This is a genomic window from Novosphingobium sp., from assembly GCF_030699305.1.
In the GTDB taxonomy this organism is placed as follows: domain Bacteria; phylum Pseudomonadota; class Alphaproteobacteria; order Sphingomonadales; family Sphingomonadaceae; genus Novosphingobium.
Genome location: NZ_JAUYNB010000029.1, coordinates 40,746 through 60,650, shown reverse-complemented (window position 1 = coordinate 60,650; position 19,905 = coordinate 40,746). Strand labels below are relative to the sequence as shown.

Genomic DNA, 19,905 nt, shown 5'->3' with positions numbered 1-19,905 from the left:
TTCCTTGAATTTCCGCCGCCTGCATTTATATTCCCACGCAACACGCACCCGGGGAGTATGGGCAATGCCGCGGCCGAAGAGTGATATCGAAGCCGGACGGGAGCATCTGATCGATCTGGTCATTGCCCTGATCGATGAGCGCGGGTCCACCGCGCTGACCGTGGCCGAGGTTGCCGCTCGCGCCAACATGTCGCCTGCCAATCTCTATCGCTATTTCGACAGCAAGGAAGCCCTGATCGAGGCGGTGGCCGGGCGCTGGTTCCAGCCCAAGCTGGACATCATGGAACAAGTCGTCGCCAGCGACCTGCCGCCGCGCCGCAAGATGTTTGAATTCTTTGCCCGGCGCTTCGCCCTGATGAAGGCCGAATGGGAAGAAGATCCCGTGGCGTTTGCCCTGCACGTTGAACTGGGCAAGGAACATTTCGAACTGATCCGCAGCTATGTCGATCTGGGCGATCACTATCTGGCCGAAATCATCGGCGAGGCGATGGGCGAGGGCTTTTTCAGCGGACTTTCGGTGGATGAAGCGCTCAGCCTGGTGAACCAGATGGTCAGCGTTTACGTCAACATCGCCGCGATGGAAATGATCATGCCCAGGCTGTCGACCGACAAGCTGGCCCGGATTGTCGATGCGGTGTTCGATGGCCTGTCGGCGCAGGATCGCGGGGCCAAGGCGGTATCGGGGCTGCGCGCCGCCTGATCGCTCCGGGCTTGCTCCCGCCCGCCAACACGGGCAGTCTGCCCGCATGACCAAGGATCTGACCCTGACGCTCCACGGCGCCGCGCGCACGGTGACCGGTTCCTGCCACGAATTCACGTTTGGCGACCACCGGATACTGGTCGATTGCGGGCTGTTCCAGGGCTCGCGCACGCTGGAGGGGCTGAACGCGGGGGCATTCGGGTTCAACCCGGCCAAAGTCGACGCGGTGATCCTGACGCACGCCCATATCGACCACTCCGGTCTGCTTCCCCGGCTGGTGGCCGAAGGGTTCAGGGGCAAGATCTGGTGTACCCAGCCGACCGCCGATCTTCTGGAATACATGCTGGCCGACGCGGGCCGCATCCACGAAGCCGATACCGCCCGCCGCAACCGCCGCCGTGACCGTGCGGGCGAAGATCCGTTCGACCCGCTCTACACCGAAGCCGATGCCATCGCGGCGTGGGGACAGGCCAGCCCGGTGGAACTGGAAGAATGGTTTGAACCCGTGCCGGGCATCCGGGCGCGGCTGTGGAATGCCGGGCACATCCTGGGCTCCGCTTCGGCCGAACTGGAAGCGGGCGGCGTGCGGGTGCTGTGTTCTGGCGATCTGGGGCCGGACAACAAGGCGTTTCACGCCGATCCCGAAGGGACATCGGGGTTCGACCACGTGCTGTGCGAAAGCACCTATGGCGACCGGGCGCGGGTGCCGATGACCATTGACGGGCGGCGGCGCGAGCTGGAAGCGGAAATCCGCGGCGCAATGGCGCGCGGCGGCAACCTGATCATTCCCACCTTTGCGCTGGAGCGCACGCAGGAACTGCTGCTCGACATCGCGGAGCTGATGCACGCGGGCGCGATCCCCAACGTGCAGGTGTTCATCGACAGCCCGCTGGCCAGTCAGGCGACCAAAGTGTTTGAACGTCACGCCGCCCGGCTGGAAGGGTTCAGCCGCGAACCGACGTTCAGGCAGCCGGCGTTCCACTTCGTGGACAGTGTGCAGGAATCGATCCGGCTCAATTCGATCTCGGGCGCGATCATCCTGTCCGCGTCCGGCATGTGCGAGGCCGGGCGGATCCGCCACCATCTGGTCCACAATCTGCACAAGCGCGAAGCCACCGTGCTGTTCGTCGGCTATCAGGCGGCGGGTTCGCTGGGGCGGGTGATCGTCGAAGGCGCGGGCCGCGTGCGCATTTCGGGCGAGGACGTGATGGTCCGCGCCACGATCCGCCGGATAGACAGCTATTCCGCCCATGCCGATCAGGGCGAACTGCTCGACTGGATCGAGGCACGCGCGCCGATTGCGGGGAGCCTGTTCCTGATCCACGGTGAGCAGGCGGCGCTTGAGGCGCTGCGCCGGCTGGCGCAGTCAAAGCTGCCGGAAACCCACATCGTCCTGCCGGAAATCGGTGAATCCTATATCCTGCCACCCGCCGCCCCGGCGCGGCGGACGAAAACCGGACGGACCGATCTGACCCAGGCGCTGGGGCGTGACTGGCAAAACAGCTATGCCGAACTGGTCACCGGCCTGAAGCGCGAGTTGTCGCGGATCGAGGACACGCGCGAGCGCCAGAAGGCGGTCGAGGCGATGCGCAAGGTGCTGGACAGCTACACCCAGTTCCGGTCGGACAAACACCGCAGGGGACGCCGCTGAGCGATGGGGGCCGAGGCTGCTGACCTGTCCACCCCGCGCGGCACCCGGCTGGGGGTGATCGTGCTGGTTGGACTGCTCCACGTTGCGGCGCTGCTGGGTCTGATCCGCGCGTTCGCGCCCGATTTCACCGCGCAAGTGACCAGGACCGTGCTGTCCACCTTCACCGTAACGGTCGTCACGCCGCCGCCCGCGCCCGCGCCAAGCAAGGAACCGGAACGTGCCGGGGCCGCCGCCGAAGCGGGCAAAAAAGCGGTCGCGCGCGAGGTGAAGGCGGAAAAGCCGAGGGTCGAACTGGCCAGAGCGCCCGCACCGAAGGCCGCCAGCACCGGCAGTGCCAATACATCCGGCGCACAGGACGCCGGGGCGGGAACTGGCGCGGGCGGGCAGGGCAGCGGCACCGGCAGCGGCACGGGTGGCACCGGTTCCGGCGGCGGACTGACCCGCAAGGTTGAAAAGACCGCGGGCGAAATCAACTCCGCCAGGGATTACCCGCGCGAAACCCGCGATCTGCGCAAGGATGATTACGTGATCGTCGCCATCACTGTCAGCGCCGCAGGCAAGCCCACCGCCTGCCGCATCCACCGCCCCAGCAAGGATGCGCAGGCCAACGCGATCACCTGCACGCTGGCGCTGCAACGGTTCCGCTTCAAGCCTGCGACCGATGCGCAGGGCAACCCGGTTGCGTCCACCTATGGCTGGCGGCAGCGGTGGTATGAATGACGGCGCGCGATTGACGGGCATGCGGTCCGGTTCCTAACTGGGCAAAAGCACGAATCCGAGAGAGGACCACCATGGCCACCCTGCACCCCGTCCCCGCCGAATGGGCCAGCCGCGCCTATGTCGATGCCGCCGCCTATGCCGAGCAGTATCGCCGTTCCATCGCGGAGCCGGAAGCGTTCTGGCGCGAACAGTCGGATCGGCTCGACTGGATCAAGCCGTGGACCAAGCTGGGCCAGTCCAGCTTTGACGAGGCCGATTTCGGGATCGAGTGGTTTCCCGACGGCACGCTCAACGTGTCGGCCAATTGCCTTGATCGCCATCTGGCCGAACGCGGCGATACGGTGGCGATCATCTGGGAAGGCGATGACAGCGAACACCAGCGCCGCCTGACCTATCGCCAACTGCACGCCGACGTCTGCCGGTTCGCCAACACGCTCAAAGCGCTGGGCGCGCGGCGGGGGGACCGGATCACGATCTATCTGCCGATGATCCCAGAAGCGGCGGTGGCGATGCTGGCCTGCACCCGGATCGGGGCGATCCACTCCATCGTGTTCGGCGGCTTTTCACCAGAGGCGCTGGCGGGCCGGATTCAGGACTGCGACAGCAACATCGTCATCACCGCCGATGCCGGGATGCGCGGCGGCAAGCAGGTGCCGCTGAAGGCCAACGTCGATGCCGCGCTGGAGCATTGCCCCTCGGTCAGCGCGGTGCTGGTCGTTCGTCATGTCGGCAATGCTGTGACGATGGCCGATGGGCGCGATCACTGGTGGCATGACCACCGCGAGAGCGTCTCAGCCGATTGCCCGGCGGAGGAAATGCGCGCGGAGGACCCGCTGTTCATCCTCTATACCTCTGGCTCCACCGGCAAGCCCAAGGGCGTGCTGCACACCACCGGCGGTTACCTGACGTGGGCGGCGATGACGCACCACTACGTGTTCGATTACCGCCCCGGCGAAATCTATTGGTGCGCAGCGGACGTGGGCTGGGTCACGGGGCACAGCTATGTCGTCTATGGTCCGCTGGCCAACGGCGCGACCACGGTGATGTTCGAAGGCGTGCCGAACTATCCCGATCACAGCCGCTTCTGGGAAATCGTCGACCGCCATCAGGTCAACATCTTCTATGGCGCGCCAACCGCGCTGCGCGCGCTGATGCGCGAAGGCGATGACTGGGTGAAGCGCACCAGCCGCAAGAGCCTGCGCCTGCTGGGATCGGTGGGCGAGCCGATCAATCCCGAAGCGTGGGAATGGTACTGGCGCGTGGTCGGCGATGGACGCTGCCCGATTGTCGACACCTGGTGGCAGACCGAAACCGGCGGCGCGATGATCACCCCGCTGCCGGGCGCAACCGACCTCAAACCCGGTTCTGCCTCAAAGCCGATGTTCGGCGTGGTGCCGCAGATCGTGGACGCGGATGGCAAAGTGCTGGACGGTGCGGCGGAAGGCAACCTGTGCCTGACGCAAAGCTGGCCCGGCCAGATGCGCGGCGTGTGGGGCGATTCCGAGCGGTTCTTCCAGACCTATTTCACCACCTATCGCGGCAAGTATTTCACCGGTGACGGCTGCCGCCGGGACGAGGACGGCTATTACTGGATCACGGGCCGCGTCGATGATGTGATCAACGTATCGGGCCACCGCATGGGCACTGCCGAAGTCGAATCCGCGCTGGTCGCGCATGCCCGCGTCGCCGAAGCCGCGGTCGTGGGGATGCCGCACGAGATCAAGGGGCAGGGCATTTATGCCTATGTCACGCTCAACGCCAACGAAGTGCCGGGCGAGGACATCCGCCGCGAACTGGTGCAATGGGTCCGCAAGGAAATCGGCCCGATCGCCACGCCCGATGTGATCCACTTTGCACCGGGCCTGCCCAAGACCCGGTCGGGCAAGATCATGCGCCGCATCCTGCGCAAGATCGCCGAAGGCGATACCGCGAACCTGGGCGATACATCGACACTGGCCGATCCGGGCGTGGTTGACGTGCTGCTGACCAGCGGGCGTTAGGGCTGGCGCGTGCGGATCAGCATCGACGTGTCGTAACCCAGCGCGCGGGCGCGGGCGATCAACGCCTCCACCTTGGCGGGGGGCGGGGTCGCTTCGCGCGCCAGCAGCCACAGGTAACGCCCTGACGGCTCACCGACGATGGCCCACGAATAATCGTCCGCCCGGTCCAGCACCCAGTAATCGCCATAGAACGGGCCAAAGAAGCTGACCTTCAGCTTGGCATTGGTGACGGCATCGACCACCTTTGCCTTGCCATTGGCGACGGACGTTTTGCCATCGGCCTTGCGGCAGGCGTTGCGCACATCGATCGCGCCGTCCGCGCGCAGGGCATAGTCGGCGGTGACGCCTTCGCAGCCTTTCTGGAACGACTGTTCATAGCGGGCGATTTCATACCACTTGCCCAGATAGCGCGGCAGATCGACCGATTTGGCCGGCTCCGGCACGGCGGTGTTCCCCACCGGATGCTTCGGCCCCAGCACGGCGCAACCGGACAACAGCACGCTTGCCCCGGCCAGCGCAGCAAGGAGCAGCGGGGCTTTGAAACGGGATGTCATAGCGGCAAATGCCTTGTGGTGAGTGTGGCATTGAATCTGGGGACCATTCCCCCGTATGCAAGGCCCCATGATCGCCCAGACCATCCAGCTCGCCCTAGCCCCGGTTTTCGTGCTGGTCGCGATTGCCAACATCATGAACCTGCTGTCGACCCGGCTGGGCCGCGTGGTTGACCGGTCGCGCCAGTTGCAGGACCGGCACACCGCCACCAGCGGCGCGGATCACGATGCCGTGGTGATCGAAATGCGCGCCATTGCGCAGCGCATCCACCTGATCACCCGCGCGATCTTCCTGCTGGTGCTGAGCGGGCTGGCCATCGGCGTGACCGTAGCGGTGTTGTTTCTGGAAGAATTCGTGGCGATCCGGCTGCAAGTCGCGGCGGCAGGGTTGTTCCTGGTCGCAATCGGCCTGCTGATGTGGGCGCTGATGCTGTTCCTGGCCGAAACCCGCGTGGCGTCCGCGCAACTGCGCATCCCGCGCAGCCTGCTGGAGCTTGAGCGCGATATCTGACCCGGGGTCAGGCGTCTGACAGTTGCTTCAGGAAATCGCCGATCCGCCTGGCATTCACGCCCAGATCCCCGACCCCGACCCGGCTGACCGAGCGCATATCGACCCGGCTGCTGGTGCCATCCCCGACCGGCGTGATCCGGATGACAACGTCGTCATGGAAGCGGATGTAGGACACGCTGGCCGTAGCCTCGACAATTCCGCGCGCCGGATCGGCGCTGGCGATTTTCCAGCCAGCTTCCTCGGCCAGGCGCACGGCCCGTTCGGTCACCACCGGCACGGGCTGTGGCAGCGTGACCGGGCCCAGATCGCCATAAGCCTGGGCATGGATTTTCCGCCAGTTTTCGGCAGTGCCCACACCGACCAGATTGTCGGCGCGCAGCGGCAGCACTGCAAATTGCGGCGGGTTGGCAAGATCGGTCGTCACATCGTGGATCGACGGGACATCGCCCGCGACCAGCGGTCGGGTGCCCAGAAAACCGACATAGAGCAGGGCCAGTGCCAGACCGGCCCAGGCCTTGGACCGGCCCGGATAGACCGCCTTGCGACCGGCGATCAGGCTTGCCAGTCCCGCGATCAGCGCCGCGATCGCCACCAGTCCTCCCGCCAGCAGCGCCGAAAATCCGGTCAGCTTGGGGATCATGTCATAGCGCGCGAGCGTCAGGCCGATCGCCGCCACCGCCAGCGCGGCCAGGGCGACCCGCAACGACCAGTGGCCCAGGCGCGTGGCCCGGCTGGATGGCTGTACTGTATTTGGTCCGGCTTGCGTCATGGCTGTAAAGTCAGCAGGAAAGCCTGTCGGCGTCAATCACCGATCCGCTTTGGCCCGGCGGCGTGTAAGGTTGGCCAGCCTGGCCGGGCCACCGCTGCAGCGCATTCGAAAGTCAGACCGAACACATGACGCGACGCATCATTCTGGCAGGCGGCGGCCACGCGCATCTGGCGGTGCTGGCCGACTGGGCGCAGCGGCCCTTTCCCGAAACCGAGCGCTGGCTGGTAACGTCGACGCGCCAGACCGCCTATTCCGGCATGCTGCCGGGCTGGCTGGCCGGGATCTATCCGGCGGGCGAGCTGCTGATCGACCTGGAGCCGTTGGCCAGACAGGCCGGGGCGCGGCTGATCCTGTCTGATGTGACCGGCCTTGATGCCGCCGCGCGTCAGTTGACGCTGGCCAGCGGCGAGACGCTGGCGTTCGATTTGCTCTCGCTGGCAACCGGCGGAGAAATCGACACTGCAACGTTTGCAGCGCTGGGCGACCGGCTGCTGCCGGTTCGCCCGGTCGGCGCGTTCATGGCGCGCTGGACGCACTTTCTGACAGCAATCGCCGGGTCCGACGCGCCGCGCGTTGTCGTGGTTGGCGGCGGTGCGGCCGGGGTGGAGCTGGCGCTGGCGGTCGCGACCGCGCTGGCCCGGCAGTTCCGGCAACCCCAGGTCGCGCTGGTGACGGTCGAGCGCGGGTTTCTGGCAGGCCACGCCAGTGCGGTCAGGCAACGGGCGCTGGCCGAACTGGCCGGGCGGGGCGTCGCGCTGCACTACGGCGAAGCTGTCGGCACGCGGCACGGGGTGCTGCTGACCAATGGCACCGGGCTGGCCGCTGACTGCGTGATCGCCGCGACCGGCAGCCGCGCACCGCGCTGGCTGGCGGCATCCGGGCTGGCCTGCAACGATCAGGGCTTTGTCGCTGTCGGCGCGGACCTGCGCAGCATTTCGCACGACGCGATCTTCGCGGCCGGTGACATCATCAACCGGGCCGACCGCCCGCTGGAACGGTCCGGGGTTCATGCGGTCAAGGCCGGTCCGGTGCTGGCCGCAAACTTGCGCGCGGCGGCGCGTGCAGCGCCGCTCAAGGCGTATCAGCCGCGCGGCCGGACGCTATACCTGCTGGCAACGGGGGACCGCCGCGCGATCGGTTCATGGGGCGGCCTGATGGCGGCCGGGCGCTGGGTCTGGTGGATCAAGGACTGGATCGACCGGCACTTCGTTGGCCGCTACACCCGGCCCGGTGAGGGCGGGCGATGAGCGCAGTCTTGCCGAGCGCGGCCAATCAGGCGCAAACCGCCATCCGTTTGGGAGCAATCTTGTGAAACGCATTGTCATCGCCGCGCTGCTGGTGCTCGCGCTTGCCGCCTGGTTCCTGCTCGATCTTGGGCAGTATCTCACGATTGACGGATTGAAGGCCCAGCAGGCCGCGATTGATGTTGTCTACCGGGCGAACCCGGCGCTGGTGGCGCTGATTTTCTTTGTGGCTTACGTGGTGTTGACCGCCTTGTCCGTGCCCGGTGCGGTCGTGCTGACGCTGGCGGCAGGCGCGATTTTCGGGGTGACGACCGGCACGGTGATTGTCTCGTTCGCGTCGACCATCGGGGCCACGCTGGCGTTTCTCGGCTCGCGCTATCTGTTTCGCGATACGGTGCAGGGGCGCTTTGGCGCCCGGCTGCGCGCGGTGAACGACGGGGTTGCGCGCGACGGGGCATTTTACCTGTTCTCGCTCCGGCTGGTGCCGATTTTCCCGTTCTTCGCAGTCAATCTGGTGATGGGGCTGACCCCGATCCGGGTCTGGACTTATTACTGGGTCAGCCAGCTGGGGATGCTGCTGGGCACGGTGGTTTATGTCAACGCGGGCACGCAGCTTGCCGGGATCAGCGCGCTGTCCGACATCGCCTCGCCGCGGCTGCTGGCTTCGTTCGCGGCGCTGGGCCTGCTGCCCTGGCTGGGCAAATGGATCATGGCAGCGATCGTGCGGCGGAGGGTCTATGCCCGCTGGCAGCGCCCCCGGCGGTTCGATCGCAATCTGGTGGTGATCGGCGCGGGCGCTGCGGGCCTTGTCTCATCGCTGATCGGTGCGACGGTCCGCGCGAAAGTCACACTGGTCGAAGCAAACAAGATGGGTGGGGATTGCCTCAACTATGGCTGCGTGCCGTCCAAGGCGCTGATCAAGTCGGCCCGCATCGCGCACCAGATGCGCCACGCAGACCGTTACGGACTGAACGGTGTAGAGCCGCAGTTCAGTTTCAAGGCGGTGATGCAGCGGGTCCATGACGCGATTGCCGCGATTGCGCCGCATGACAGTGTGGAACGCTACACCGGTCTGGGGGTCGATGTGGCGCAGGGCTATGCGACCATTGTCGATCCCTGGACGGTGGAAATTGCCCACGCCGATGGCAGCCACCAGCGGCTTACCACCCGCGCCATCATCATCGCGGCCGGGGCGGAACCGCTCATCCCTGATCTGCCGGGGCTGGCGCAATCCGGCTATCTGACCAGCGACACGCTGTGGGAAACGTTTGCACAGGCCGATGAAATCCCGCGCCGCATAGCCGTGCTGGGCGGCGGCCCGATCGGGTCGGAACTGGCTCAGGCGTTTGCCCGGCTGGGGGCGCAAGTGACGCAGGTCGAGCGCGGGGAGCGCCTGCTCCCGCGGGAGGATGCGGACGTCTCGGAGCTCGCGCGCGCGGCGCAGCAGGCGTCGGGAGTCACGGTCCTGACCGGGCATGAGGCGCTGCGGGTGGAAAACGGGGCAGAGCGGCGGCTGGTGGTTGCCAGCGGCGGACAGGAACAGGCGATCCCCTTCGATGCGCTGATCGTCGCGGTGGGGCGCAAGGCCCGGCTGACCGGTTATGGTCTGGAGGCGCTGGGAATCGAAACGCAGCGCACGGTCGTGACGGACGAATACCTCGCCACGATCTATCCCAATATCTATGCGGCGGGTGATGTGGCCGGTCCTTACCAGTTCACCCACACCGCTTCGCACCAGGCGTGGTTCGCCAGCGTCAACGCACTGTTCGGCCAGTTCAGACGCTTCAAGGCCGATTATCGGGTGATCCCGTGGACGACGTTCATCGACCCCGAAATGGCCCGGGTCGGCCTGAACGAACAGGATGCCCATGCCGAAGGCGTGCCCCACGAAGTCACCGTCTTCCCGCTGCATGAACTTGACCGCGCGATAGCCGACAGCGCGACCACCGGGTTCGTCAAAGTGCTGACCTTGCCGGGCAAGGATCGCATTCTGGGGGTCACGATCGTGGGCGAACACGCCGGGGAACTGCTGGCCGAATATGTGCTGGCGATGAAACACGGGCTGGGCCTGAACAAGATCATGGCCACGATCCACACTTATCCGACGATGGCCGAAGCCAACAAGTATGCCGCCGGTGAATGGAAAAAGAAGCACGCGCCGGAACGCCTGTTGCGGTGGGTCGGGCGGTATCATACCTGGCGGCGGGGCTAGGCACGCGGACGTGATGTGCCGGGTAACCTGGGCCTGAAGGGACTGAAACGATGTTCGATGCCCGCTTGCGCCCGCTGATCGATCCGCCGCTGAATGCGCTGGGACGGATGCTGGCGCGCCGGGGGATCAGCGCCAACGCCGTGACACTGGCGGGGCTGGTTCCGGCGCTGGGCGCGGCAGCGGCGATTGCGCAGGGGCACTATGGCGCGGGACTGGTGCTGATCGTGCTGAACCGGCTGCTTGACGGGCTGGACGGTGCGGTCGCCCGGGCCAGCGGCATCACCGATTTTGGCGGCTATCTCGATACGCTGGCGGATTACCTGTTCTATGTTGCGGTGCCGGTGGCGTTCGGCCTTGCCTCGCCGCTCAACACGCCGATGGCCATGGTGCTGGTGGCCAGCTTCACCCTGACTTGTGCCAGTTTTCTGGTGTTCGCCGCGATTGCCGCCCGGCGCGGGGCGGAAACGACCGCGCACGGGACCAAGAGCTTTTTCTATTCCACGGGTCTGGCCGAAGGGGCAGAGACAATCGCCGCCTTCATCGCGATGTGCCTGTGGCCTGCACAGTTCCCGGTCATCGCGGCGGGGTTTTCCGCGCTTTGCCTGCTGACCGTGCTCCAGCGCAGCCTGCTGGCGCGCCGCAGCTTCGGCTAGGACGGTTCAGGCCAGCAGCTTTTGCGCCCTGGGCTCAATCGCGGCGCGGATCATCGGTTCGGCAAAGGCGAGCGCGGCCGGAATATCGAAATCGAAGCTGACGCTGGCATCGGCCACTTCGATGGCCCCGTGGATCGTCTTGCCCATGACCTCAACCCGCAAGTCCAGCCGGTCATCGCCGGACCATTCGGTCCTGACTTTGGCAAAGCCGGGGACCAGATCGGCGATTTCATGCTGGCGCGCACGGATGCGGCCAACCGCTTCGGCGCGGCCAAGGGTGTGGGGAACGCTCAGGCGCATCAGGGTTTCCCGTCCGGTTCGTCCAGCGCCGCGCCATACTTGTAATCAAGATAGCGGGTCTGGATCGCCAGATTGTCCAGCGCGCCGCTGGCCAGCTGGCGCGTCACGCTGTCGATTTCGGTGCTGATCTTGCTCAGGCTGTCGGCCAGCTGTTCATCGGGCGTGCGCCCGGCGCGCGGTTCGGTGCGCAAGTGGCGCGGAATGCTGGTGTAGGTGTTGACCAGCCCCGGCAGGTGTTCGCCCACCAGCTTGCGCACTTCGACGGCGGCGGGCTGCTTGTCATCCAGCCCGTCCAGTTGCAGGCCCAGCGCATCCAGTTGCACGCCGATCTGATCGACCAGCTGCACCGCAGGTGCGGGCAGGGCCGGGCGCTGGTTTTCCAGCCACAATTCCGTGCGCCCGACCAGCGACTTCACATCGCCCCCGGTCAGGTCGCGCATTTCCGGCACTTTCAGCTTGGGATAGGAACTGAACAGCGCGATCGCGGTGAAGATTGCCAGCGCGGTCACGATCACGCCCACCACGCCGATTCCGTTGATCACCAGTCCGGCAATCATCGCCGCAAACAGAATCGACGTGACGGCCACCCCGGTCCGGATCAGCTTGCGCAGGCGATAGTCGCGTTTCAGCGCGGCGGACCGCTGCCCGATCGAGCCGGTGCGCCGTCCGCCCGCCCGCTGGTTGACCAGCGAGCTGCGCGCCTGCCGCAGGATCAGGTCGGAGTTTTTGGATTCCCCGGCCAAATCAGCCCTCCAGCGTCAGCAGGCTGGGCTTGTCGCTGCTCTTCGCGGCCTGCGCGGCCCCTTCGGCGCGGGCGATATAGCCCTTCGACTTTTCGACTTCGCTGGTCAGCGTGGTGACCGTTTGCTTCATCGAATCGAGCGCCTTCAGCTTGAAGGTGTCGATGTTGTCCATCGTGTCATAGATATTCTGGAACGCGCGTTGCAGCGTTTCCAGCGGGATCGTGCTGGACGCGGCCTGTTCATGGATCTTGCCGGTCTGTTCACGCAGCAGCGTGCCGGTGGAATCGATGATGTTGGCGGTGGTTTCGTTCAGCGCGGTGATCTGTTGCAGCACCAGCCGCTGGTTGGTCATCGCCTGCGCGACCGTCACCGCCGTGCGCAGCGCGCCGACCGTGGTGGTGCTGGCGCGGTCCACGCCCTTGACCAGTTCGACGTTGTTCTTCTTGACCAGATCGAGCGCAAGATACCCCTGCACCGTCACCGCCATCTGTGTCAGCAGATCCTGCGTGCGCTGGCGGACATAGAACAGCGCGGTTTCGCGGATCGCCTTGGCCTTGGCCGGGTCGGTCGCGTCGAGGTCGTCGGCCTTGTCTTCCAGCCGCTGATCAAGGCTGCGCGAAATGTGGATCATCTGTTCCAGCGCGCCCATCGCTTCCCACAGCTTTTGCCGTTCCACGTCGATCGCGGCGTTGTCCATCAGCAGCTCGTCCTTGCCGGACGAGAGCCGCGCCAGGATCGCCTGAATGTGGCCCTGGCTGGACTGATAGCTGTCAAAATACTTCTTCAGGCTGTTGCCGAACGGGATGACGCCCAGGAACTTGCGGCCCGAAGACAGCTTGCCCTTGCGGCCGGGATCGAGTTCCTCAACCGTGCGGCGCAGTTCGGCAAGGTCCGCGCCGACGCCGTTGTCCTTGTCCATCGCCCGCACCGGCCGGTCGAGGAAGCGGTTCGACATCCCCGCCGCCGTCATGATTTCCTTGCGGCCCATGTTGGTGATCTGATCGACCTTCTGGCCGAATTCGGGCGAATTGGCATCCGATGAAACCAGATCGGTAATGAACGCCTCAACCTTGGCATCCAGCTTGGATTTCGCGTCCGGCGCGACCGGAACCAGCCCGACGGCCTGCTCCGGCGCTATCACCGGCACCGGATCGGGCGGGGTCAGCGTGATCGTGGGGGTTTCAGTCGCGGTTGCAGTGGGCGTGATGGCCATTGGTTCTTCCCGGTAATCAGGTTCTTGCCGCAACATGGGGTGCCATGCGCGGCAGTGCAAGCTGTATTAGCGGGATAAGACAGGGGCGGCAAGCCGTGAAGCCTGCCGCCCCGGTCAATTCAAACCGGCTTCAGGCCGGTTCAGGCGGCCAGATCGAACGGGGCGATTTCGCCCGACAGATACAGCTTCTTGGCCTTGGCCCGGCTGAGCTTGCCCGACGACGTGCGCGGCAGGGTGCGCGGCGGAACCAGTTCGACCACGCAGTTCATGCCGGTGATCGAGCGGACCTTGTCGCGGATCTGGCTGTGCAGCCTGACCCGTTCTTCCGGATCGCTGACGCGGCAGTGGACCAGCACGGCGGGCACTTCCTCACCGCTGTCATTCTCGACCGAGAACGCGGCAATATCGCCCTGATGGAAGCCGGGCAGCTGTTCGACCGCCCATTCGATGTCCTGCGGCCAGTGGTTCTTGCCGTTGATGATGATCATGTCCTTCGCCCGCCCGACGATGAACAGATAGCCATCGACCAGATAGCCCATGTCGCCGGTATCCAGCCAGCCATCGACCAGACATTCGGCAGTGCTTTCCGGATCGCGGAAGTACGAGTGCATCACCGACGGCCCCTTGCACCACACTTTGCCGATGTGGTGATCGGGCAGGCTCTGGCCGTGTTCGCCGCGAATGACGAGCTCCATGTCCCTCACCGCCTTGCCGCAGTTGACGATCGCGCGGTAGCGGGCCGGGCGCGACAGATCGCGCGGGCTGCCCGACAGGCGTTCTTCCTCGACCAGTTCAACCCGGATGCCTTCGCCCGGCGGCATGATCGTGACCGCCAGTGTCGCTTCGGCCAGACCATAGCTGGGCAGGAACGCGCCGGCCTTGAACCCGGCGCCGGCAAAGGCGTTGACGAAGCTTTGCATCACGTCCGGGCGGATCATGTCCGCGCCATTGCCCGCGATCCGCCAGCGTGACAGGTCGAAGCGTTCGGCCACGTTGCTCTGGCTGGAAATGCGGCGGGCGCAGATGTCATAGCCGAAGGTGGGCGAATAGCTGCACGAGGTGCCGGGATTGCGGCTGATCATGTCCAGCCAGGCCAGCGGACGGCGGGCGAAATCTTCGGTCTTGAGGTAATCGGCGGAAATCTGGTTGGCGATCAGCGACAGGAAGCAGCCGACCAGTCCCATGTCGTGATAGAACGGCAACCAGCTGACGCAGCGGTCGGACTGCTGGATTTTCATTCCGTGGCTGTGCCCGGCCAGATTGTTGAGCAGCGAGGCATGGGTTACCGCAACGCCGTGCGGGAAGCGGGTCGATCCGCTGGAATATTGCAGATAGCAGATATCGTCCGGGTGAGCGGTGGGCAGTTCGCAGTCGGGCGCGGGCGCGTCGGCAAAGTCCTGCCAGGCAATCCCCTCACACCCCTGACGCGCGGCAGCAGCCCCAGCCATTTCGCCGATTTCGGCGGGGTAGAACAGAAGCGATGGATCGCTGCTTTGCAGCTGGACCGCCAGCTGGTCGATATAGCTTTCCTTGCCGCCAAAGCTGGTCGGCAGCGGCAGCGGCACCGGCCAGGCCCCGGCATAGATCGCGCCGCAGAACAGCGCGGCAAACTCCGGCCCGGTTTCCGCGACCATCGCGATCCGGTCATCCTTGCGCACCCCGTGGGCGATCAGGCGGCGGGCCATGACCAGCGCATCGCTGCGCAGCTCGCTGAACGGATAGACCCGCGCCAGATTGCCGCGCGGATCGTGGAAATTGAACCCGCGTTTGCCCAGCGCGGCATAATCCAGCGCATCGCCGAACGTGGCGAAATCGGCGAACCGGCGCGGGTGTTCGTCCTCGTTAGGGGTGGGGACCAGTTGGCCCGATGAAGTCGTCACAGTCGTGGCGGCATCAATCATTGTGCATTAACCCGTTTGTTTTTCAAAGGAATGCGCCGCATTTCGGCACCGCTCCCATGGTTTTATCCTGCGCAAAGCCAACATGTTTTGCGGCCATTGTTTCCCAATTGCTGCATACTGTGGCACGAATAAGGCCGCGTATGACCCGATCCCGCCCAACTTCCCGCCCCAACCCCCGGCCGCTGGATGGCTCCCGGCTTGAAGAGCTGGCGCTGGCCTATGTCGCGCGGTTCGCCACCAGCGCGGCCAAGCTGGACGATTACCTGCGCCGCAAGCTGCGCGAACGCGGCTGGGACGGGGAGGGAAGCGCGCCGGTGGCGGCGATTGTCGCCCGGTTCGTGGAGGCCGGCTATATCGACGATGCCGCCTTTGCCCGCGCCAAGACCGGCAGCCTGCTGCGCCGCGGCTTTGGCGCGCGGCGGATCGGGCAGGCGCTGGGCGCGGCCGGCATTGCCGAAGAGGTGCGCGATGAAGTGCGCGCCGGTCAGGCCGAACAGCGCCGCGCGGCGCTGGCGCTGGCGCGCAAACGGCGGATCGGGCCGTTCGGTCCGGCGGGCGCGGACCGGGCAGTGCGCGAAAAGCAGCTGGCCGCGATGCTGCGCGCCGGGCACCCGCTGGACAGCGCGCGCGAATTGGTCAATTCCCCCAGTGTGGAAGCGGCCGAGGACTGGGCCGCCGAACTGGATGGGGACGATTGATGCGGAGACTGGCGATCACGGCGGCGCTGCTGGCACTCATGGCCTGCACGCCCAATTCGGGCGAGGCTGCGCCGGGTTCGACCCAGACCGCGCCTTCGGCCCATCCGGTGTCCGGGCTGACCGTCGTGCCGCTGACCGTCACCAGCGGCGACAAGGTTCACAAATTTCACGTCGAACTGGCCCGCACCGCGCAGGAACAGGCGCGCGGGATGATGTTCCGCACCGCGATGGGCGCGGACGAAGGGATGATCTTCCCGATGAACCCGCCGCGCGGGGCCAGCTTCTGGATGCGCAACACGGTGATTCCGCTCGATCTGATTTTCGTGGGCGTCGATGGGCGGATCAGCAATATCGCCGCCAATGCCGTGCCGTATGACGAAAGCCCGCTGCGGTCGGTCGGGCTGGTGATCGCGGTGCTGGAACTGAACGGCGGACGCGCGGCTGAGCTGGGGCTGAAACCCGGCGACAAGGTCAGCTGGTAATGCGCTCGGCGCGCAAAAAGCCTGCACCGGCCCTTTCCCCCGCGCTGCAATTCGGCTAGGCGGCGCGCATGGGAATCCTCGGCAAGATCTTCACCTGGTGGGACGGCGCCACCATTGGCACCATGCTCAACAGCGCGTTCACCGGCCAACACGTTGGCACCGACGCGCAAGGGAACAAGTATTACCGCGCGAAAAAGCGCCGTGCGGCGGGCCAGCCGTTCGGCGGCAGCGAACGCCGCTGGGTGATCTACAACGGCGCGAACGACGCCAGCCGGGTTCCGGCGGAATGGCACGGTTGGCTGCACGGCACTTTTGACGGCGTGCCGGAAAGCTTCCTGCCCGCAGCGCGGATCTGGGAAGTGGATTTCACCCCCAACGCCACCGGCACGCAGGCGGCCTATCGCCCGCAAGGCGCGCTGGAACGCGGCGGCAAGCGTGCGGCGGCAACCGGCGATTATGAATCCTGGTCGCCGGATGGCGACAAACTTGCGACTGCGCCGGACGCCTGAGGCGTGAAGCGGGCGCTGGCCCCTGTCGCACTATTGCTGCTGGCCGCCTGTTCGGGCGGCAGCGATGACGCGCAGCCTGCCGCGACCGACATTCCCAAGGCCGTGGCCGATCAGGTCGCCGCACCCGTGGTGGAAAGCGAATATGGCACGCCGGTAAAAGACCGGGTCGCCACGCTCGGCCTGCTCAACAAGCGCAACAACCTGACCCAGGACCTGGTGTTGAAGCCGGGCGAATCGCGCCGCGTCGGCAACGTCGTGGTCCGGCTGGCCAGCTGCGAGCGGACCCTGCCGTGGGAAAGTCCGGCCGAAACCGGGGCGTTCGTGCAGGTGTTTATCGAGGAACGGGCCGGGGCCGATCAGCCGCTGCAATGGCGCAAGGTGTTTTCCGGCTGGCTGTTCAGGAATTCGCCTTCGCTCAACGTGGTCGAGCATCCGGTCTATGACGTCTGGGTCAAGGACTGCGCGATGAAGTTCCCCGGCGAAGAGGAAGACCCCGCCGCTGCCGCCAGCAGTGCGGCAAAGCCATCGGGCAACGCGCCTGCGGCCCCTGCCACGCCTGCCACCCCTGCACCCAAGCCTTCGGCCAGCCCGTCGCCCGCTGCATCGCCCAGCGCGCCCGCTGCCGCGGCGCCATCGGTCGCGCTCTGAGCGGCGCGCAGGCGCACCAGGTATTCCGCCTGAGTGATTTCCACCGCGCCCAGCGAGGCGAGGTGTTCGGTCATGAACTGGCAGTCCAGCAGCACCACGCCCGCCTGCCGCAACGCCGCGACCAGCCAGCACAGCGCCACCTTGGACGCATCGGGCACCCGGCTGAACATCGATTCGCCGCAGAACACCCGGTCAAACCCCACGCCGTAGAGCCCGCCGACCAGCGCGCCATCCTGCCAGCACTCGATCGAATGGGCCTGACCCAGCTGGTGCAGCAACAGGTAGCTGGCGGTGATCCGGCCGCTGATCCAGGTGTCGTCGGTTTCGCGGCGCGGTGCGGCGCATCCGGCCATCACTTCGGCAAAAGCGGCGTTGCAGGTGACGCGGAACTTGCCGCGCCGCAGCGTGCGGGCCAGTGAACGTGACACTTTCAGCCCATCGAGCGGCAGGATCGCGCGCTGGCGCGGCTCCACCCAGAACACCTCCGGGTCGTCGCGCGTATCGGCCATCGGGAACACACCGCTGCGATAGGCCAGCAGCAGCAGGTCCGGATCGAGCGGTTGCGGGGCGGCGGGGGCGTGCACGGCAGCAACGCTAGCAGACCCGCGCGCCGGCCGGGAGAATAAATCCGCCCGCCGCCTTGCTATTGGCCGCGCGGCGCGATAGAGGCCGCATCCGCCCGCAGGAGTGTAGCTCAGTTGGTAGAGCATCGGTCTCCAAAACCGAGGGCCGTGGGTTCGAGTCCCCCCACTCCTGCCAGGCGCTATCCGCCCCCTAACAGACTTGAGCCGATGAACGCCGAACCTCCCGCCGAGCAGTTCAGTATGCGGGGTGTTTCACGGCTGTCGTGGCTGAAGGGCGAAGTTTCCCCGCGCCAAAGCCTGTGGTTTGCGATTGCGCTGGCCGTGCTGGCCTGTTTGCCGGTGCTGCTCGCCCGGTATCCGCAGATGGTCGATTATCCGGCCCACCTGGCCCGCTATCACATCATGCTGGACCGGGCGGAAAGCCCGTTTCTGAAAGAGTATTATGGCTTTCAGTGGTATCTGATGGGCAACCTCGGCGCGGATCTGCTGATCTGGCCGTTTGCCAAGCTGTTCGGGCTTGAAGCCGCCGGCCGGATTGTGGTGGCCTTGACCGTGCTGTCCACAGGCCTTGGCATCATCGCGGTGGAATGGACCCTGCGGCGGCGGATCGGGGTGGGCACCCTGCTGGCGCTGTGCTTCATCTGGTCGCCGGCCATGCTGCTGGGGTTCCTCAATTTCGGACTGTCGCTGGCGGGCGCGTTGATTGCGTTTGCACTGTGGGTGCGGCTGGAAGGCAAGCGCTGGCGCGAGGCGCTGTTCGTGCCGATCGGGCTGGGCGTGTGGCTGTGCCACGTGTCGGGCTGGGGCGCGCTGGGCGTGATGGTATTCGGCTATGAATGGCACCGCGACAAAAGCTGGCGGCCGTTCCTGGCCCCGTGGCCGCTGATGGCACCGTTCGTAACCACCCTGTTCGCGGGCGAAGGGACCAGGGAACTGGCGTCCTATGGCGCCCATGCGTTGACGTACAAGTGGTCGATCTGGAAACAGGCGATGAAGGATCAGATCGAATGGCTGGATTATGCCAGTGTCATTCTGATCGGGCTGATCCTGTTTGGCTCGCTGTGCCTGCGCCGGTTTGACGGGCGGCTGGGCTGGGCGGCGATTGCGATGCTGGCGCTGGCGCTGGTCATGCCGCGCCACATCTTCGGCGGCGATCTGGTCGACGCGCGGATGATCTATACCGGGCTGATGGTCGGCTGTCTGGCGCTGGCCTGGCGCACGCCGCGCTGGCTGCTGCTGCTGGCTCCGGTGCTGTTCCTGGGCCGGTTGGGGCTGACGACCGCCGACTGGGTTCGCGAATCGCAACACACCACCCGGCTGCTGACCATGATCGAGGACCTGCCGCGCGGCGCGCGCATCGCCAGCCTGGTGGTGACAGAACGCCGCGAGTGGGGCTACAACCCGCAGGAGCACGTCGGCGCGTGGTCGATCGTCCGGCTGGATGCGCTGAACAATTCGAACTTCGCGCTGCCCAAAGTGCACATGATTTCGATCAGGCAGGGCGGGCCGTTTTTCCGCGACCCCTATCACCGCCTGCTGCGCTATCGCGCCAAGCCGATCGATCTGGCCCGCTATGGTCCGGCCTATGAGGCGGATTGGCTGTGGTATATTGGCCGCGATGAACCTGCCAGCCTGCCCAAGGGGGCGGTGATCGTGAAGCGCGCGCCGGGCACATTCCTGGCCAAGCTTGCAAAACCGCCGCGCGATAGCTAAGTGCGCGAGTGTCTTCCGACATCGGAGAACATTTGCCACCCCGGCAGCCCGTGTTAAGGGCGCCGGGGCGGTGCTGTTCCCGGCGCGGCAGACGGTTTGAGTT

Annotated in this window: 19 protein-coding genes, 1 tRNA gene and 1 pseudogene; 14 read left to right on the top strand and 7 right to left on the bottom strand. The window is 65.9% G+C overall.

Going from position 1 to position 19,905, the window contains the following annotated elements; genetic code table 11:
* Window positions 1-64 precede the first annotated feature (64 nt).
* The 4 genes from Q8Q53_RS12075 to acs all read left to right on the top strand — a co-directional run bounded on the left by Q8Q53_RS12075 (window position 65) and on the right by acs (window position 5,071).
* On the top strand, window positions 65-700 hold the full coding sequence (locus Q8Q53_RS12075; protein WP_305702024.1) for a TetR/AcrR family transcriptional regulator: 636 nt from the start codon (window positions 65-67) through the stop codon (window positions 698-700).
* 46 nt (window positions 701-746) lie between these two features.
* The gene (locus tag Q8Q53_RS12070) at window positions 747-2,351 is read left to right on the top strand and encodes an MBL fold metallo-hydrolase (protein ID WP_305702023.1); all 1,605 of its coding nucleotides are present in this window, start codon (window positions 747-749) and stop codon (window positions 2,349-2,351) included.
* 3 nt (window positions 2,352-2,354) lie between these two features.
* Window positions 2,355-3,071 carry a TonB family protein gene (locus tag Q8Q53_RS12065; protein WP_305702022.1) on the top strand — a complete coding sequence of 239 codons (717 nt, stop codon included), beginning with the start codon at window positions 2,355-2,357 and terminating at the stop codon, window positions 3,069-3,071.
* 71 nt (window positions 3,072-3,142) lie between these two features.
* Window positions 3,143-5,071, top strand: coding sequence for an acetate--CoA ligase (acs, locus tag Q8Q53_RS12060; protein WP_305702021.1), 1,929 nt, complete (start codon window positions 3,143-3,145; stop codon window positions 5,069-5,071).
* Here the strand turns inward: acs and Q8Q53_RS12055 are convergent.
* Window positions 5,068-5,625, bottom strand: coding sequence for a lipocalin family protein (locus Q8Q53_RS12055; protein WP_305702020.1), 558 nt, complete (start codon window positions 5,623-5,625; stop codon window positions 5,068-5,070). The genes acs and Q8Q53_RS12055 overlap by 4 nt on opposite strands.
* Before the next feature lie 67 nt (window positions 5,626-5,692).
* Between Q8Q53_RS12055 and Q8Q53_RS12050 the strand changes: the two genes are divergently transcribed.
* On the top strand, window positions 5,693-6,133 hold the full coding sequence (locus Q8Q53_RS12050) for a DUF2721 domain-containing protein (protein WP_305702019.1): 441 nt from the start codon (window positions 5,693-5,695) through the stop codon (window positions 6,131-6,133).
* Between the two features lie 7 nt (window positions 6,134-6,140).
* Here the strand turns inward: Q8Q53_RS12050 and Q8Q53_RS12045 are convergent, their stop codons facing one another.
* Window positions 6,141-6,902 carry a DUF1499 domain-containing protein gene (locus tag Q8Q53_RS12045; protein ID WP_305702018.1) on the bottom strand — a complete coding sequence of 254 codons (762 nt, stop codon included), beginning with the start codon at window positions 6,900-6,902 and terminating at the stop codon, window positions 6,141-6,143.
* 125 nt (window positions 6,903-7,027) lie between these two features.
* Between Q8Q53_RS12045 and Q8Q53_RS12040 the strand changes: the two genes are divergently transcribed.
* The 3 genes from Q8Q53_RS12040 to Q8Q53_RS12030 all read left to right on the top strand — a co-directional run bounded on the left by Q8Q53_RS12040 (window position 7,028) and on the right by Q8Q53_RS12030 (window position 11,011).
* Window positions 7,028-8,149, top strand: coding sequence for an FAD-dependent oxidoreductase (locus tag Q8Q53_RS12040; protein WP_305702017.1), 1,122 nt, complete (start codon window positions 7,028-7,030; stop codon window positions 8,147-8,149).
* A gap of 61 nt (window positions 8,150-8,210) precedes the next feature.
* Window positions 8,211-10,358, top strand: a complete 2,148-nt coding sequence (locus Q8Q53_RS12035; protein ID WP_305702016.1) for an FAD-dependent oxidoreductase — start codon at window positions 8,211-8,213, stop codon at window positions 10,356-10,358.
* 50 nt (window positions 10,359-10,408) lie between these two features.
* Entirely contained in the window at window positions 10,409-11,011 is a 603-nt protein-coding gene (locus Q8Q53_RS12030) for a CDP-alcohol phosphatidyltransferase family protein (RefSeq protein ID WP_305702015.1), read from the top strand.
* A 6-nt stretch (window positions 11,012-11,017) separates the two neighbouring features.
* On the opposite strand, the gene Q8Q53_RS12025 is transcribed toward Q8Q53_RS12030, so the two are convergent.
* From Q8Q53_RS12025 to Q8Q53_RS12010, 4 genes are all read right to left on the bottom strand, one after another.
* Window positions 11,018-11,311: a polyhydroxyalkanoic acid system family protein gene (locus Q8Q53_RS12025; RefSeq protein WP_305702014.1), complete on the bottom strand. Its 294-nt coding sequence runs from the start codon at window positions 11,309-11,311 to the stop codon at window positions 11,018-11,020.
* Window positions 11,311-12,054: a hypothetical protein gene (locus Q8Q53_RS12020; RefSeq protein WP_305702013.1), complete on the bottom strand. Its 744-nt coding sequence runs from the start codon at window positions 12,052-12,054 to the stop codon at window positions 11,311-11,313. Before Q8Q53_RS12020 ends, Q8Q53_RS12025 begins: the two co-directional genes overlap by 1 nt.
* A 1-nt stretch (window position 12,055) precedes the next feature.
* The gene (locus tag Q8Q53_RS12015) at window positions 12,056-13,267 is read right to left on the bottom strand and encodes a toxic anion resistance protein (protein ID WP_305702012.1); all 1,212 of its coding nucleotides are present in this window, start codon (window positions 13,265-13,267) and stop codon (window positions 12,056-12,058) included.
* A 140-nt stretch (window positions 13,268-13,407) separates the two neighbouring features.
* Window positions 13,408-15,168, bottom strand: coding sequence for a fatty acyl-AMP ligase (locus tag Q8Q53_RS12010; RefSeq protein ID WP_305702011.1), 1,761 nt, complete (start codon window positions 15,166-15,168; stop codon window positions 13,408-13,410).
* A 140-nt stretch (window positions 15,169-15,308) separates the two neighbouring features.
* On the opposite strand from Q8Q53_RS12010, the gene Q8Q53_RS12005 reads away from it, so the two are divergent.
* The 4 genes from Q8Q53_RS12005 to Q8Q53_RS11990 all read left to right on the top strand — a co-directional run bounded on the left by Q8Q53_RS12005 (window position 15,309) and on the right by Q8Q53_RS11990 (window position 17,505).
* Window positions 15,309-15,866 (top strand): regulatory protein RecX, encoded by a 558-nt coding sequence (locus Q8Q53_RS12005; protein ID WP_305702010.1) that lies wholly within the window; start codon window positions 15,309-15,311, stop codon window positions 15,864-15,866.
* Window positions 15,866-16,348, top strand: a complete 483-nt coding sequence (locus tag Q8Q53_RS12000; protein ID WP_371136550.1) for a DUF192 domain-containing protein — start codon at window positions 15,866-15,868, stop codon at window positions 16,346-16,348. Before Q8Q53_RS12005 ends, Q8Q53_RS12000 begins: the two co-directional genes overlap by 1 nt.
* A gap of 68 nt (window positions 16,349-16,416) precedes the next feature.
* On the top strand, window positions 16,417-16,857 hold the full coding sequence (locus Q8Q53_RS11995) for an NADH:ubiquinone oxidoreductase subunit NDUFA12 (RefSeq protein WP_305702009.1): 441 nt from the start codon (window positions 16,417-16,419) through the stop codon (window positions 16,855-16,857).
* A gap of 3 nt (window positions 16,858-16,860) precedes the next feature.
* Window positions 16,861-17,505, top strand: a complete 645-nt coding sequence (locus Q8Q53_RS11990) for a DUF2155 domain-containing protein (protein WP_305702008.1) — start codon at window positions 16,861-16,863, stop codon at window positions 17,503-17,505.
* Between the two features lie 47 nt (window positions 17,506-17,552).
* Here the strand turns inward: Q8Q53_RS11990 and aat are convergent.
* Window positions 17,553-18,215 (bottom strand): annotated as a pseudogene (gene aat / locus Q8Q53_RS11985) (leucyl/phenylalanyl-tRNA--protein transferase); the annotation flags it as partial.
* On the opposite strand from aat, the gene Q8Q53_RS11980 reads away from it, so the two are divergent.
* Both Q8Q53_RS11980 and Q8Q53_RS11975 read left to right on the top strand, forming a co-directional pair.
* Window positions 18,189-18,264: transfer RNA gene (locus Q8Q53_RS11980), tRNA-Trp, on the top strand. The pseudogene aat and the gene Q8Q53_RS11980 sit on opposite strands and share 27 nt — an antisense overlap.
* 32 nt (window positions 18,265-18,296) lie before the next feature.
* Window positions 18,297-19,802 (top strand): hypothetical protein, encoded by a 1,506-nt coding sequence (locus tag Q8Q53_RS11975; protein ID WP_305702007.1) that lies wholly within the window; start codon window positions 18,297-18,299, stop codon window positions 19,800-19,802.
* Window positions 19,803-19,905 lie beyond the last annotated feature (103 nt).